This window comes from Thiomicrorhabdus aquaedulcis (genome assembly GCF_004001325.1).
GTDB lineage: Bacteria > Pseudomonadota > Gammaproteobacteria > Thiomicrospirales > Thiomicrospiraceae > Thiomicrorhabdus > Thiomicrorhabdus aquaedulcis.
In genome coordinates this window covers 1,466,823-1,483,109 of record NZ_AP018722.1, presented here as the reverse complement: position 1 = coordinate 1,483,109, position 16,287 = coordinate 1,466,823, and the positions used below count along the sequence as shown (strand labels likewise).

11 protein-coding genes are annotated in these 16,287 nt (G+C 45.4%); 6 read left to right on the top strand and 5 right to left on the bottom strand.

Features of this window, described 5'->3' with window-relative positions; genetic code table 11:
* A complete protein-coding gene (locus EP181_RS06775; RefSeq protein ID WP_232023364.1) occupies window positions 1-1,323 on the top strand; it encodes an FAD-dependent oxidoreductase in 1,323 nt (440 codons plus the stop codon).
* Window positions 1,324-1,441: 118 nt separating this feature from the next.
* Window positions 1,442-2,395 (top strand): LysR family transcriptional regulator, encoded by a 954-nt coding sequence (locus tag EP181_RS06770; RefSeq protein WP_127470975.1) that lies wholly within the window; start codon window positions 1,442-1,444, stop codon window positions 2,393-2,395.
* A gap of 75 nt (window positions 2,396-2,470) precedes the next feature.
* Here the strand turns inward: EP181_RS06770 and EP181_RS06765 are convergent, their stop codons facing one another.
* Together EP181_RS06765 and EP181_RS06760 are read right to left on the bottom strand one after the other, a co-directional pair.
* Entirely contained in the window at window positions 2,471-3,877 is a 1,407-nt protein-coding gene (locus EP181_RS06765) for a PhoH family protein (RefSeq protein ID WP_127470974.1), read from the bottom strand.
* A gap of 68 nt (window positions 3,878-3,945) precedes the next feature.
* Complete coding sequence (locus tag EP181_RS06760) at window positions 3,946-4,419, bottom strand: peroxiredoxin (RefSeq protein WP_127470973.1); 474 nt, start codon at window positions 4,417-4,419, stop codon at window positions 3,946-3,948.
* A gap of 255 nt (window positions 4,420-4,674) precedes the next feature.
* On the opposite strand from EP181_RS06760, the gene dapA reads away from it, so the two are divergent.
* From dapA to EP181_RS06740, 4 genes are all read left to right on the top strand, one after another.
* On the top strand, window positions 4,675-5,559 hold the full coding sequence (gene dapA / locus EP181_RS06755) for a 4-hydroxy-tetrahydrodipicolinate synthase (RefSeq protein WP_127470972.1): 885 nt from the start codon (window positions 4,675-4,677) through the stop codon (window positions 5,557-5,559).
* Window positions 5,560-5,586: 27 nt separating this feature from the next.
* Window positions 5,587-6,708 carry an outer membrane protein assembly factor BamC gene (locus EP181_RS06750; protein WP_127470971.1) on the top strand — a complete coding sequence of 374 codons (1,122 nt, stop codon included), beginning with the start codon at window positions 5,587-5,589 and terminating at the stop codon, window positions 6,706-6,708.
* 62 nt (window positions 6,709-6,770) lie between these two features.
* Complete coding sequence (gene purL / locus EP181_RS06745; protein ID WP_127470970.1) at window positions 6,771-10,640, top strand: phosphoribosylformylglycinamidine synthase; 3,870 nt, start codon at window positions 6,771-6,773, stop codon at window positions 10,638-10,640.
* 181 nt (window positions 10,641-10,821) lie between these two features.
* Window positions 10,822-12,735: a 5'-nucleotidase C-terminal domain-containing protein gene (locus EP181_RS06740; RefSeq protein ID WP_127470969.1), complete on the top strand. Its 1,914-nt coding sequence runs from the start codon at window positions 10,822-10,824 to the stop codon at window positions 12,733-12,735.
* 180 nt (window positions 12,736-12,915) lie between these two features.
* On the opposite strand, the gene EP181_RS06735 is transcribed toward EP181_RS06740, so the two are convergent.
* The 3 genes from EP181_RS06735 to ettA all read right to left on the bottom strand — a co-directional run bounded on the left by EP181_RS06735 (window position 12,916) and on the right by ettA (window position 16,116).
* Window positions 12,916-13,428 (bottom strand): DsrE family protein, encoded by a 513-nt coding sequence (locus EP181_RS06735; protein ID WP_232023363.1) that lies wholly within the window; start codon window positions 13,426-13,428, stop codon window positions 12,916-12,918.
* Window positions 13,429-13,504: 76 nt separating this feature from the next.
* The gene (locus tag EP181_RS06730; RefSeq protein WP_127470968.1) at window positions 13,505-14,440 is read right to left on the bottom strand and encodes a sensor domain-containing diguanylate cyclase; all 936 of its coding nucleotides are present in this window, start codon (window positions 14,438-14,440) and stop codon (window positions 13,505-13,507) included.
* Window positions 14,441-14,445: 5 nt separating this feature from the next.
* Window positions 14,446-16,116 carry an energy-dependent translational throttle protein EttA gene (gene ettA / locus EP181_RS06725; protein ID WP_127470967.1) on the bottom strand — a complete coding sequence of 557 codons (1,671 nt, stop codon included), beginning with the start codon at window positions 16,114-16,116 and terminating at the stop codon, window positions 14,446-14,448.
* Between the last annotated feature and the right edge of the window lie 171 nt (window positions 16,117-16,287).

The following is a 16,287-nucleotide window of genomic DNA, read 5'->3' as shown; positions in this document are numbered from 1 at the left end:
ATGATGCACGCTCAAGACACCAATAATAAAGCCATAAACGATTCTGCAGCATCGTTTGATGTTGTGGTTGTGGGTGGCGGCATGGTCGGCTCGGTGCTGGCTTTGGGCTTGGGGCAACAAGGCTTTAAGGTACTGTTGTTAGAAAAGCAGGCGGTGACCACCGACTGGCATGCCTCGTTGCCTTTACAGCCAAGAGTAAGTGCGTTGACGCGTGCGTCCGAAAACATTTTGCGTAACCTGGGTGCTTGGGGCGGAATTGAAGCACGACGTTGTCATGCGTTTGGTGCCATGCACGTTTGGGATGAGGCCAGTGTGGGTCAAGTGCATTTTTCTGCCGCTGATGTGGGTGAAGCTAATTTGGGACACGTGGTTGAAAACGATGTGGTGCAGGCCGCATTGTGGGAGCAGCTAAAGGGCTGTGAATACGTGCACATTGCGTTAAACCAAGCTCTTGAATCTTTGGAGTTTAAAGATGACCAGGCCTGGTTAACTTTAGATGGGTTAGGTAAGGTGGTTACGCCGTTAATTGTGGGCGCAGACGGTGCGTTTTCTAAGGTTAGAGCCTTGGCACATATTGGCTTAGACACCCATGACTACCAGCAATGCGCGGTGGTAGGTTGTGTTAAAACCGAGTTGTCCCATCAAGACACTTGTTGGCAGCGCTATCAAGCCGCAGGGCCCTTTGCGTATTTGGCCATGGGCAATAACATGAGTTCAATTGCTTGGTACTTGCCCACGCACAAAATGGCTTGGGCGTTGAGTTTGTCCGATGAAGAATTAGCTCGGAACATTGAAATCGCCTCAGACCATCGTTTGGGCAAGGTGCTTGAAGTAGGGCAACGTATTGCTTTTGCCTTGGTGCGACGTCATGCATTGCATTATGTAAAACCCAATTTAGCCCTCGTGGGCGATGCCGCGCACACCATTCATCCGCAAGCGGGTCAGGGCGTTAATTTGGGTTTGCTGGACGCGGCCGTGTTACTGGACGTAATTGTTGAGGCCAAAGCGCATGGTAAATCGTGGGGAAATTTTGCGGTATTGCGCCAATACGAACGCGCTCGCCGCGGTGACAATGCGTTGGTTCAGCGTTCTATGGAAGGGTTTGATTGGTTGTTTAATCAGCAATCCGCTCTTAAAACGCGCCTGCTTAACGGGTTTTTACCCTTGGCTAATCGATTGTTGCCCGTTAAGAAATGGTTAATGATGCAAGCCTTAAACGGTCGAGATGGGGTGCCACGCTTGGCCAAACCCTTTATTTTTAATAATTTAGGCGATGCATCTACTCGCGTAAAGGCCACTTCTTGTAACAAGTTTGACATTTAACGTGTAAAGCCCTATATTCACCCGACTAAAATTTAACCAAACCGTTTTACGTAAAACGTTTACAAAAGATGTTTACATAAACTGTTTAACCTACCCAAAGTAAAAAGGATGTTGCGCAATGGCAGATAGACGTCTCCAAGTCTTCCACACAGTTGCAAAGGTAATGAGCTTTACAAAAGCTGCAGAAACCCTGCACATGACTCAACCCGCAGTGACTTTTCAGGTTAAGCAACTTGAAGATTTTTTTAATACCCGCCTGTTTGACCGCACTCACAATAAAATCACTTTAACCGATGCCGGTAAGTTGGTGTACGACTACGCCGACCAGATTCTAGAGCATTACGAAAAAATGAACAGTGAAGTGCGTGAGCTTACCGGAGAAGTCACGGGCAGTTTAGTCATTGGTGCGAGTACCACTATCGCCGAATACATGTTGCCAAGTTTGTTGGGCGCGTTTAAGAAAAAGTTTCAAGACGTTAACATTCGTCTGCAAGTGGGCAATACCGACGCCATTGTGTCAATGGTTGAAAATAACATGATTGACTTAGGCTTGGTGGAAGCGCCGGTTCACAATAAAAATTTAGAAGTGGACGTGTGTCGAATTGACGAAATGCAATTGATTTGCCCGTTGGATCACCCATTGGCCAATCGCGATAAAGTCTCGGTTGAAGACTTTAGAAAGTACGCCTACATTACCCGTGAAGAAGGTTCGGGTTCTCGTTCGGTGATTGACACTTATATTCGTGAACAAGGTTTAAGTTACAGCGATTTAAAAGTTGTGATGGAATTGGGCAGTCCTGAAGCCATTAAAATGGCGGTAGAATCGGATGTGGGTGTGGCCATTGTATCGCGTACGACCTTATCAAAAGAGTTGCAGTTGGGTACATTAAGAGCCATTCCACTATATCCACCTATTATGCGTCCGTTTTCGCATGTGCGTCAAAAACACAAGTTTCGTCATCGCGCAGTAGGCGAGTTACTGGATTTTGCGATTGATTATTGTCGTGAGAGAGCCGTAAAGCTAGGCTTTAAAACCCCTGTTGATGGCAATGACATGACCAATCTACGCTAATTTCTGCGGTGTTTGATCCAATTAAAAAAAGGCCAGTTTTGGCCTTTTTTTATGTGCGTTACAAAAGGCAGATATTTATAAGTTGTCCGATGCAAATTCCGCCAATCTAGAACGCTCGCCTTGTTGCAAGGTAATGTGTGCACTGTGTTCCCACTCTTTAAAGCGATCAACAATGTAGGTAAGTCCAGTGGTGGTTTCGGTTAAATAGGGTGAGTCAATTTGGCCAATGTTACCTAAACACACTACTTTGGTGCCGCTGCCGGCTCGAGTGATTAAGGTTTTCATCTGTTTAGGGGTTAAATTTTGCGCTTCATCAATAATAATAAATTTTTTCTGGAAGGTTCTGCCACGCATAAAGTTAAGCGATTTAATTTTAATGCGTTTGCTTAACAGTTGTTGTGTACTCTCTTTTTCCCATTCTGTATGACCTTCCGATGCGGTTAATACTTCTAGGTTGTCCATTAAAGCCCCCATCCACGGCGTCATTTTTTCTTCTTCTGTGCCGGGTAAAAAACCAATGTCTTCACCAATGGGCACGGTGGCGCGGGTCATAATAATTTCGTTGTAAATGTTGCGATCCAGAGTTTGTTCTAATGCCGCGGCTAAGGTAAGCAGGGTTTTACCGGTGCCGGCGATGCCAAGCAGTGAGACAAAATCAATTTCGGGATCCATTAAAAAATTAAACGCCATGTTTTGCTCAATGTTGCGGGCGTTAATTCCCCAGACTTTATGGTTTTCTTGCTGGTAATCAAAAAAGTATTCCAGCACGGCTTTGCCATCGGCAACCTCGCGTACAATCGCGTTAAAGCCAGCCTCATTGGCGCTGATTAAACCTTGATTGGGATACCAGTGGCAATGTTCATCTACGCTGATTTCATAAAAAGTCCGGTCGCCTTCTTGCCACGATTTCATGGACTTACGATTGTCTTCAAAGAAATTCTCTGGCAACACTTCCCAGCCGGTGTAAAGTAAATCGGCGTCTTCTAACACGCGGTCGTTGTAGTAGTCTTCGGAGTGTAATCCAACGGCCGAAGATTTAATGCGCATGTTAATGTCTTTGGTGACTAAGGTAACACTGCGGTTGGCGTATTTTTCTTTTAAGGCTAAGCCAGTTTGCAATATGTGATTGTCGGCTTTGTGGCTGGGTAGCGAGTCGGGTAACTGGGCGCGCAGCGGTTCGGTTTCAAAAAACAGTTGGCCTAAATGCACGCTCTTGTTTTTAACACCAGGATGAATGCGTTCGAGCGGCAAGCCTTTTTGAATTTCCTCAAAGCTCGCATCACTGATAATCTGATCAATCAAGCGATTGGTTTCGCGAACATTACGGGCAATTTCGGTCATGCCTTTTTTGCCAGCGTCCAGCTCTTCGAGAACGGTCATAGAGATAAAAATATCATGCTCGGCAAAATTAAACAGCGCCATTGGGTCGTGCATGAGAACGTTGGTGTCTAAAATAAAGAGTTTTTTAGCGTTATTGGTCATGGTTGCTCCTTAATTATTGCGTTTTAAAATTATCTCGGTTGCTGGTTATCGGTTGTTGATTTTATAAGTTATTGTGATGCAGTGTGTTTAAGCGTTTGTAAAACCATTTGAGCGTGTCCGGCAACTTTAACGTTTAACCAGGCCTGGTCAAGTTGGCCTTGCGGATTTATTAAAAAGGTACTTCTAACAATGCCCATATATTCTTTGCCAAAATTCTTTTTGAGTTGATAAACCCCAAAAATTTTGCATAACAAAGCCTCTGGATCACTGATTAAATCAAATGGAAAGCTGTGTTTGTTTTTAAAGTTTGCGTGACGGGTAAGGCTGTCTAAAGACACCCCTAATATTTGTGCATTAAGCGCTAAAAATTCATCGTGTAACTGTGCAAACTCCAAACCTTCTGTGGTGCATCCAGGGGTGCTGTCTTTGGGGTAAAAATACAAAACGGTAAATTTGCCAAGAAAATTTTCTTGAGTAATCGTGCGTTGAGATGTGGCACTTAATAAAAAACTTGGTACGATTTGACCGGGCGTAACGCTCATGCAAGCAACTCCTGTGCATTTAAAGTGAATTGGTCATGTTAACGAGAGTTTTTAGTATGCCGACTTTTAGGTGCGCCCGCAAGCCATCGGTTAATGAACTTTTTAAGAAGGCCATCACCAAAAACACCGCTTGGCGTTATCTTTAACCGCCTATGCTTGACATGAAGCATTACAGCAATATTGGTTGAAGTGTCAGGGGGGAAAGGTTAATATTACGTTTTTTAAATTTGCGTTAATTTATTGGAGAAAGACACCGTGTTTAGAGGCAGTATGGTGGCGTTGGTAACCCCAATGTTGGACGATGAGTCAATTGATTTTGATGCACTTGAAAAACTGGTGGAATTTCACATTGAATCTCAAACCGACGCGATTGTGGCTGTGGGCACAACCGGTGAGTCGGCTACGTTAAATTTTAAAGAACACTGCCAAGTCGTTAAGTTTGTAGTAGACAAAGTGGCCGGACGCATTCCAGTCATTGCCGGCACTGGCGCTAACTCAACCAGCGAGGCAATTGAGTTGACACAATGCGCCAAAGACGCAGGGGCTGATGCATGTCTTTTGGTAACGCCTTACTACAATAAGCCGACCCAAGAAGGTTTGTATTTACACTATAAAAAAATTGCCGAAACGGTCGATATTCCGCAAATTTTATATAACGTGCCCGGTCGCACAGCCTGTGATTTATTACCAGAAACCATTATTCGTTTAGCCACTGTTAAAAACATAGTGGGCGTTAAAGAGGCTACGGGTGATTTAAGCCGCGTGGCAAAAATTAAAGCCGGCGTGCCCGAAAGCTTTGATTTGTACACCGGCGATGATGCTACCGCGATTGATTTTATTTTATTGGGTGGACATGGAGGCATTTCAGTGACCGCAAACGTCGCCCCCAAAGCATTGCACGACGCTTACTTTGCGGCTCTTGCTGGTGATGCTGCTAAGGCGCACGCCATTGACGCTCCCTTGCAAGCCTTGCATCGCGACTTGTTTGTAGAATCTAATCCTATTCCTGTTAAATGGGCGGTGGCTAAAATGGGTCTAATGGGCATGGCTATTCGCTTACCATTAACACCTTTATCTGAGCCAAATCAATCTGTTATTTTAGACGCTATGCACGCTGCAGGCATTGCCATTAAGGCATAATTTTCATAAACATAAGTGAACCTATCTATGAGTCGATATTCAAAAACGTTGGTGATTTCAACGTCTTTAGCGGTAATGAGTTTAAGTGGTTGTTCAACCCTGTCCAATTTATTTGGTTCGGACGACAATTACCGTGACAGCGAGGGTAAAATTGTTCAAAACTTAGAAATGCCCCCAAACCTGTTTAATCCAGCTAAGCCTAAAAATGACATTCAGGTAGCGTTGCAAAATGCGGGACAAGATGCGTTGGCTCAAAAAGACGCTTATGACCATATTCCTAATTTTAAAGCCGATGGCATCGCCATTCAGTCCAATTTGTCAGAGCGTTGGTTAGAACTCGATTCGGTCAACAGTGAAGAGGTATGGAGTGGGTTAAAACGCTACTTTATGAATTCTGGTTTTGCGATTGAAGAAGAGCGTAAAGACATTGGCGTTATGAAAACTGATTATCAGCAGCGTTCTGAGTTAGTGCCTTTAGACGATGTAGGTCCTATTACAAGAATGCTTAACAGCTGGCGTCCAGAGTTGGCTGATGGAGTTTATGATAAGTACACTGCACGTTTAGAAACAGACACCGCAGCCGGCAAAACGCGTGTTTATTTTAGCCACAGCATGCTGTATTCACCCGATGCAAACGAAGCACGTAATTTGAACGAGGGTTGGAAAATCAAACCTTATAGTCCTGTGATGGAAGCGCAAGCTTTGTATCAGGCTATGGTGTTTTTTGGATCAACCAGCGAAAAAGCGCTGGCTGCTTTAAAAGTCACCGAAAACATGGTTGAAGTCGTGGACGGTGAGGAACTGCAAGGCTTAACATTGCGTGCTAATTTAGACAGCAGTTGGGGGTATTTACAAGCCATGATTTATCGTGCTAATTGGCAGATGGATAAGGTGCGTAAGGATTCAATGCAAATGTGGGTGCAAGTGCCTAAAACGGTTAAAAAAGAAGATTCTATGCTTTCAAAGTTAGCTTTTTGGCGTGACTCGGGTGAGAAAGATTTACCGGACGTAATTGTATTACAGTTGGCTAAATCTAAAAACGACGCTGAAAAAACCTTGTTGAACATCCAGTCGGCCGAAGGTTCAACGCCGTTAAATGCGCAACAAAGACGCTATGTATTAGAAAGTTTAGGTTTATTAACTAAGTAATCCAAATTGTTTTTAAAGCCCTCTTTTTACGAGGGCTTTTGTTTTTTGTAAAGGGCAAAACTATGCACATTATTTGGGGAAATCCCGCACATTCCACATACCGTTTAAATCAATTGCTAAGCAAGCTTAAAACGGTGGGTTTAATTAAGGCCGTTCGTTCGCAATATCTTTACCTGGTCGATTTTGAAAGTGAGCTTTCGATGGATGAACACGCCCGTTTAAAGACCTTGTTAAACAACAGTCAAGACGATAAAACGTCTGTGTTAAATAATGATACGTGCATTGTAACGCCCCGTTTAGGCACTATTTCACCCTGGGCTTCTAAAGCCACCGACATTGCCCACACATGTGGCATAGCCCATGTTCATCGAATTGAGCGTGGTGTGGTGTACTTTTTTGACGGCGTTAATGATTCTGACCGTACCGCCATGGAAGCGGTGGTGCATGATCGTATGATGGAGCAAGTGTTTTATGATTTAAGTCCGTTAGAGGGGCTTTTTTCACATCAAACACCAAAGCCGTTTAACACGGTGGATGTTTTAGGCGGTGGACGTGATGCCTTAGTAAACGCTAATATTCAAATGGGTTTGGCGTTGAGTGGGGATGAAATTGATTATTTGGTCAACGCCTTTATCGGTCTTGAGCGCAACCCAGTAGACGCTGAGTTAATGATGTTTGCTCAGGCCAACTCAGAGCATTGTCGGCATAAAATTTTTAACGCCGATTGGACCATTGACGGCGCTGAAAAACCCAATACGTTATTTGGCATGATTCGCAATACCTACCAAAAAAATCCGCAAGGTGTGTTGTCGGCTTACAGTGATAATGCGGCGGTAATAGAAGGCTTGCCTGCCAGCCGATTTTTTCCAAACCCAGAAACTCGTCAATATCAAACGCATAATGAAGCGGTGCATTTTCAAATTAAAGTTGAAACTCACAATCATCCAACCGCCATTTCGCCCTGGCCTGGTGCGGCCACCGGCGCAGGGGGCGAGATTCGTGATGAAGGCGCTACTGGGCGTGGTTCTAAGCCTAAATCGGGTTTAACCGGTTTTACGGTGTCTAACTTAAATATTCCAGGGTTTAAACAGCCGTGGGAACGCGATTATGGTAAGCCTGCGCGTATTGTGTCGCCGTTAGCGATTATGTTAGAAGGCCCTTTGGGCGCGGCGGGCTTTAATAATGAGTTTGGTCGTCCGGCCATTAACGGTTATTTTAGAACTTACGAAAACGCATTAATCACCCACGACGGTGAAGAGATGCGTGGCTACCACAAACCCATTATGTTGGCGGGTGGTTTAGGCAATATTCGTGGCTTGCACGTACAAAAGAACGAAATTCCAGTTGGCGCCAAGTTAGTAGTATTGGGCGGGCCTGCCATGTTAATTGGTTTGGGCGGCGGGGCGGCGTCTTCGGTTGACAGTGGTGCAGGCTCCGAAAAACTAGACTTTGCTTCGGTGCAACGTGAAAACCCAGAGATGGAACGTCGTGCGCAAGAAGTGATTGACCGTTGTACTTATTTGGGTGAACACTCGCCCATAGCGTCCATTCACGACGTAGGTGCAGGTGGTTTGTCCAATGCGTTTCCTGAATTGGTTAACGATTCGGGTCGTGGTGGACGCTTTGATTTGCGCGCCGTGCCCAATGACGAGCCGGGCATGTCACCGATGGAAATTTGGAGCAACGAGTCGCAAGAGCGTTATGTCATTGCCATTTACCCCGACAAAATTGAACAGTTTGAAGCCATTTGTAAACGCGAACGCTGTTTGTACGCCATTGTGGGAGTGGCCACCAAAGAGCAAGAATTGGTGGTAAACGACATGGTGTTTGCCAATAACCCAGTGGACATGCCGTTAAATGTGCTGTTAGGTAAGCCACCTAAAATGCACCGTAGTGCGCAAAGTCGTCTAATACCCCAAGCTGGGTTTGAAACCGCCGTGCTCAATTTTGATGATGTGACCGAGCGCCTGTTAAGTTTGCCCACCATTGCCAGCAAAAAGTTTTTAATTACCATTGGGGATCGCTCCATTACCGGTATGGTTACACGCGATCAAATGGTTGGTCCTTGGCAAGTGCCGGTGGCCAACGCGGGAATTACCTGTTCTGATTACAACGGTTACACCGGTGAGGCGATGGCTTCGGGTGAACGTCCACCGGTGGCGTTGATTAATCCAAAAGCTTCGGCGCGTTTATCGATTGCCGAAGCCATTACCAATATTGCCTGCGCGAATATTGCCAAAATGAGCGACATTAAAATCTCGGCTAACTGGATGGCTGCTGCAGGACATCCAGGCGAAGATTCAGCGCTATACGATGCGGTCGAGGCGGTAGGCATGGAGTTGTGTCCGGCTTTAGGCATCGCTGTGCCGGTGGGTAAAGATTCGATGTCGATGAAAACCGTTTGGCAAGATGGCGATACCGCAAAAGCGGTGATTTCGCCGATTTCGCTTAATATCACCACCTTTGCGCCGGTACGAGACGTGCGTAAAACCGTTACCCCGCAATTGCGCACCGATTTAGGCGATACTCAGTTATTGGTGATTGATTTAGGACGTGGTCAAAACCGTGTTGGCGGCAGTTGTTTGGCACAGGTTTATAATCAAATTGGCGATGTAGCGGCTGATTTAGATCATGCAGAAGATTTGCTTAATTTGTTTAATGCCACACAAACGCTTATTAACCAGGGCTTAATGTTGGCTTACCACGATCGCGCCGATGGCGGATTATTGGTGACCTTGTTAGAAATGGCGTTTGCAGGGCATTGCGGCTTAAACGTTGATGTGTCGGCTTTAGGGCTTGAACCTGTCGCGGCTATGTGCGCTGAAGAAATTGGTGTGGTAATGCAGATTAAAGTTGCCGATATTGAGGCTGTTAACGCCATTTTAACGCACTCTAACCTAACTGACATGGCGCATTGGATTGGTGCACCTTCAACTGATTCGTTGATTAAAATAACCGCGCACGGTAACACTTTATTAGCCAAATCTTGTGGCGATTTGCACACGCTTTGGGCGCAAACCAGTTATAAAATGCAAGCGATGCGCGATAACGCAGATTGCGCGTTGAATGAGTTTAATGCCATTAAACAAGACCAAAATACCCAGTTGGTCGCCAGTGTTACATTTGATATTAACGACGACATTACCACCGAATTTGCGGGTAAAAAACGTCCTAAAGTAGCCATTTTGCGTGAACAAGGTGTTAACGGTCAGCAAGAGATGGCCGCCGCATTTGACCGCGCTGGATTTGATGCCATTGATGTGCACATGACCGACGTACTTTCTGGTCAATTGAGCTTCGATGATTTTAGTGGTTTGGTGGCGTGTGGCGGCTTCTCATATGGTGACGTATTGGGTGCTGGACGCGGTTGGGCTAACTCAATTTTATTTAATGCTACGGCGCGAAGTGAGTTTGAACGCTTTTTTAACCGTCAAGACACCTTTACCCTAGGGGTGTGTAACGGTTGCCAAATGTTGTCAAATTTAAAAGATATTATCCCAGGGGCGCAAAACTGGCCAGCGTTTGTGCGTAACGAATCCGAGCAGTTTGAAGCGCGTTTTTCGCAGGTGCAAATTCAACCTTCACCGTCTATTTTGTTTAAAGGCATGGAAGGCTCTATTATTCCCGTGGCCGTGGCTCACGGTGAAGGGCGTATGGATTTTGGTACAGGTTCAATGGACGATGTAGCAGGCCTAGTGGGTGTGCGTTATGTCGATGCCAATGGTGTGCCAACGCAAAGCTATCCGTTTAATCCTAATGGAACACAAGGAGGTATGACCGGCTTAACCACGCCAGACGGTCGGGTCACCATTATGATGCCGCATCCCGAGCGCGTATTTAGAACGGTGCAAAACTCTTGGCACCCAGATGATTGGCAAGAGGATGCTCCGTGGATGCGCTTGTTTAGAAACGCTCGTAAGTGGGTGGGTTAAGGCTATTTTCTGGGTATTTTTTGTATGGAAATTAAAGCGTATTAGTAAATACTGATAAGAATTTTCTAATTACCAATAACTTTCCTTTATTTGACTTTAACAACCTGACCCTTTAAATTTGGGTTATTATTTCAAGCTCGACACACGTCGGGCTTATTTTTAACTACAACGGAGAGACCTAATGTCTTTAAATCGTCGCGAATTTCTTCATGTAATGTCTTTGGCCGCTGCGGCTGGTATGTTACCCGGTACGGCCAGTGCCATGACCAATGGTGCGGATAAAACCGCTGCTGCCAAAGCCAGCGCGGACATTTACAATGTACCGTCTAAAGGTAAGGTTCGTCTTTTACATATTACAGACACTCATGCGCAATTAAACCCTGTTTATTTCCGTGAGCCTAACGTTAACTTAGGAACAGGGCCAGCGTTTGGTAAAATGCCACACATTGTTGGCACCAAGTTTTTAAAAGAAGCCGGCATTAAAGAAAATTCATCTCTTGCTCACGCATTTACCTACATTAATTTCCAAGAAGCGTCTGAAAAATACGGAAAGGTAGGCGGTTTTGCACACGTTAAAACACTAATAGACAAGTTGCGTGAACAAGCGGGCGGTCGTGAAAACACCTTGTTAATGGACGGTGGTGATACTTGGCATGGTTCAGGTACCGCATTGTTTACTCGTGGTATGGACATGGTAGAAGCGTCTAACCTTTTGGGTGTAGACGTGATGACCGGTCACTGGGAATTTACCTATTCTGAACCCGAAGTATTAAAAAACATCGGTGCGTTCAAAGGTGAATTTTTAGCACAAAACTTACGTATTAAAGAAGATTCATTGTTTGGTGACGCTTATCGTGACTTGGTTGCGGCAAACAACGGCGTAGGTCTGTTCTCTGAAGATGAAGCGCGTGCTTTTAAGCCTTACACTGTCAAAGTAGTTAATGGCGAGCGTATTGCTGTGGTAGGTCAGGCGTTCCCGCGTACTGCTAATGCTAACCCACAAGCTAACTTCCCAGACTGGTCATTTGGCCTGCGTGAAGAAGAGTTGCAAGAAACCGTTGATAAGATTCGTAGCACTGAAAAAGTCGCCGCGGTAGTGATGATTTCTCACAATGGTATGGACGTTGACATCAAAATGGCCTCACGCGTAAGCGGTATTGACGCTATTTTTGGTGGTCACACGCACGATGGTATCCCAAAAACAACTCCGGTTAAAACGCCTGCTGGTGGTGTGTGTCACGTAACCAACGGTGGTTCTAACGGAAAATACGTTGGCGTAATGGATTTAGACATCCAAAACGGCAAATTAAAAGGTGTTAATTACACTTTGCTACCGGTGTTTTCAAACGTGTTGGCTGCTGATAAAGAAATGGATGACTTTATCAAAGCGTTGTACATGCGTAAATACGATGACAAAGTGGTTGAATCACGCAACCCTGAAATGGCTAATAATAAGAACCGTTTAGGCAAAACCTACGGTGAAATTATGGGTGAAGAGTTGGCTGTGGCGCAAGACACTTTGTATCGTCGTGGAAACTTTATGGGTTCATGGGATCAAATTATTGTTAACTCATTGCGTGAAGAGCACGATACTCAAATTGCCATGTCGGCGGGTGTTCGTTGGGGAACGTCTGTATTAGCGGGTGAAATGATTACCATGGAACGCGTTATGGATGAAACCTCTATGACCTATGGCGAAACCTATAAGTCAGAAGTGACTGGTGCACAAATGAAAGACATCCTAGAAGGTATTTGTGAAAACTTGTTCCAAGTTGACCCATACCTACAATCGGGTGGCGACATGGTGCGTTTAGGCGGTATGGATTATACATGCGAGCCAAATGCTAAATTGGGCAGTCGTATTTCCGACATGCGTTTAGACGATGGTACTAAGTTAGAAGCCAACAAAACTTACACTGTTGCAGGTTGGGCGCAAGTTGAATCGGTAGGTAAAGGTCGTCTAATGTGGGACGTTACTGCGGATTACTTACGTAACCATAAAAATGACACTAAGCTTAAGAAAGTGAATCATCCTAAGCTAAAAGGTGTTAAAGACAACCCAGGTATCGAAAGCTACCCAGGTGAAATGGCTTAATATTGATTGATATCGTATTGAGTTATTGAATACAAAAAACCCGCTGAAAAGCGGGTTTTTTTATGTCTTATTTTTATGCCTCATTTTTAGCCGTGCGTTCACACATGCAAAGGACTAAAAACACATTGACCAGGACTGGTAAGGTCTAAAAACCTGTTTAACCAGGCCTGGTTATATTGTTTATTGAACCTTTAAATACGCGTAACCTTGGCTTTGCAAGATGGCAATTTTGGCTACCCCCGATGCCGTAAATTGAATGCTAGGGTAAACAGCGCTTTGCGGTAGGTTGACTTCTTCACGGGTTTTATCGCACAAATGCACTTTTACATCACGGGTTTTAATCAGCGCGTCTAAACGACCTTTTAGCTCGGCTTGACGGGTTAACAACTCTTGGTCGGCCTCATAGGGCGTGCCTTTTAATGGGTCGTCGGTGGTAAAACGTAGGCCAAAGCCAACAAATACCAAATGCACGTCGGCTTCCATAAATTCTGATTCGTAGTAATTAATAATGTTATTAATTGAGGTTAACGTAGCCGAATAGCGCGTGGGGTCTTTGAAGTCAACGTGGTATACCACTTTGGCGGCTGGGTTTGGAGCGGCATGTGCCCCTAAGGACATTAAAGTGCTAGTAGTGGCTAAACTTCCCAGTAAAAAGGTTTTACCGATGTTTTTTAACAGTGTGCGTCGATTCATTTTTTTAACTCCATTGTTAACGGGTGCAAAGATGACAGGCAAAAATGATATTAAAGTGACCAAAACATATCAAAACTTACATAATTCGCGTAATTTCACGCGACCCTTCTAAAGCACTCAGCGCTTCATTGACTCGTTTAAACAGGCTTTGACTGTCGTCAAGTTGCGCGTCGCGCAGCTCGGTGACACCCGCATGACTGGTTAAGCAGGTGTGGGTATTGTCTTCGAGCTTAATATTTTGTGCCGAGATGGTTTTTTGCGCCAGTTTGGCAATTCTAAACGCGTCCACCGCCTTAACTTGGGGCAAAACAATCATAAATTGATCACAACTTAACCGCCCAACATAGCCCAACTCTTTAACAATGCTTTGAATCGCGTGCGAGGCGGTTAAAATCGCTTTGTCGCCAGCCTGATGCCCAAATCCATCGGTGATGCGCTTAAAGCAATCTAAGTCAATTTTAACAAGTGATAAGGGTTGGTGGTTCATTTTGGCTTTATTTAACTCTTCATCCACCAAGTCTAAAAAGAAGTCGCGGTTAAACAAGTTGGTTAGCGGGTCGGTAGACGACAAGTGCTCAATTTGTTCTTCCATGTGTTTACGACTGGTGATGTTAATGGCCAACCAAATGACCGCCGGTTGCGAGTAGGTTCCGGCTTGCAAAGGGTAAACGCGTGCTTGATACCATTGACCGCCTTTTAAGCTGTCAATGTTATTGGTTTGGGTTGCATCAATGCCCTGGATTTCATTGTTGGCCAGTTGGTATTCTATTTCTTGCAGTTGACCGCTGGCGATGGCGCGTTGCACCACTTTTAAAAACCGTTTGGCCATGTTTTCGGGCAAAACATCTTGGTATTTTTTACCCAATAAGCCAGAACCGTCGGCGTAACGACTGCGATCTTGTCCACCCACCAGATCCAAATACGTGCCGTCTTGTCCCATAATAAAAATGGGGTCGGGCATGGCGTTGGCGATGGCTTCAAGATGCGAAAAATTAAGCGTGCTTTCGCTCATGGTGGTTAATCCTTGCTAATGGGTTTGTATTTAATACGGTGTGGTTGACTTGCATCGACCCCTTTACGGCGTTTTAAATCGGCTTCGTAATCGGTAAAGTTGCCTTCAAACCACTCAACGTGCGAGTCACCTTCAAACGCCAACATGTGGGTGGCAATGCGGTCTAAAAACCAGCGATCATGCGAGATGACCACGGCGCAACCGGCAAACTCTAATAAGGCCTCTTCGAGCGCACGCAAGGTTTCAATGTCTAGGTCGTTGGTGGGCTCATCCAGCAGTAATAAATTGCCTCCGCTGCGCAGGGTTTTGGCTAAATGCACGCGATTGCGCTCACCGCCCGACAATGTGCCAATTTTTTTCTGTTGGTCGCCGCCTTTAAAGTTAAAACGACCGCAGTAGGCGCGTGAGTTTACTTCGGTGTTGCCAACCATGAAAATATCATCGCCACCCGAAATTTCTTGCCAAACGCTGTTGTTGTCGTTTAAGGCGTCACGACTTTGGTCAACATAAGACAGTTGTACGGTAGGTCCAAATTCAATGGTGCCGCTGTCGGGTTTTTCTTGCCCGGTGAGCATTTTAAATAAGGTTGATTTACCCGCACCGTTGGCACCAATAATGCCCACAATACCACCTTGTGGCAGTCTAAAATTTAAATCGTCAATAAGTAATCGGTCGCCAAAGGCTTTAGAAACGTGATTGACCTCAATGACTTTTTCGCCCAGACGTTCAGCCACGGGAATAAAAATCTCGCTGGTTTCGTTGCGTTTTTGCGTTTCGGTACTGCTAAGTTCGTCAAACCGCGCCAAACGCGCTTTGGATTTTGCATGGCGACCTTTGGCATTAGAGCGCACCCATTCAAGTTCACTTTGAATGGTTTTCATCCGTGCGGCTTCTGACTTGGCTTCTTGTTGTAGGCGTTTCTCTTTTTGTTCTAACCAAGAAGAGTAGTTGCCTTCATACGGAATGCCTTCGCCGCGATCCAGTTCTAAAATCCATTGTGCGGCGTTGTCTAAAAAGTAACGGTCGTGGGTGATGGCCACTACGGTGCCCGGAAAATCCAGTAAAAAGCGTTCTAGCCATGCGATGGATTCGGCGTCCAAATGGTTGGTAGGTTCGTCTAATAACAGCATATCGGGTTTTTCAAGCAGGAGTTTGCACAGTGCAACGCGACGGCGTTCACCGCCCGACAGTTTGCTGACATCGGCGTCCCAAGGTGGCAGGCGCAATGCGTCGGCGGCAATTTCGAGCACGCGGTCGATGTTGTGACCGTCTTTGGCTTGAATTAAATCTTCTATGGCGGCTTGTTTTTTAGCCAGCGCATCAAAGTCCGCATCGGGTTCGGCGTAGGCGGCGTACACCGCGTCTAAATCGGCTAGGGCTTGTTTAACTTCAATCACCGCCTCTTCAATATTGCCACGCACGTCTTTGGTTTCGTCTAACTGTGGTTCTTGCGATAAATAGCCAATTTTAATGCCCGGTTGTGGGCGCGCTTCACCCACAATATCGGTGTCAATGCCGGCCATAATTTTAAGCAGCGTGGATTTACCTGAGCCGTTTAAACCCAGCACGCCAATTTTGGCACCCGGAAAAAACGATAAAGAGATGTCTTTTAAAATGTGACGATTGGGAGGAACCACTTTACCAACGCGGTTCATGGTGTAAACAAATTGTGCCATGGGGTATTTTCCTAAAATCAAAAAGTTCAAATCTCACCAACTTTACCTAAAAATACCGCCCAACGAAAGCCTAAATTGTGAGTAAGCGGCTTAAAACAGCTTAAAACAGGCTATTAAACTAAAGATGCCGGGCTTTGGACTAAAAAGCGTGCAATTCGTTGCTTATTTTGG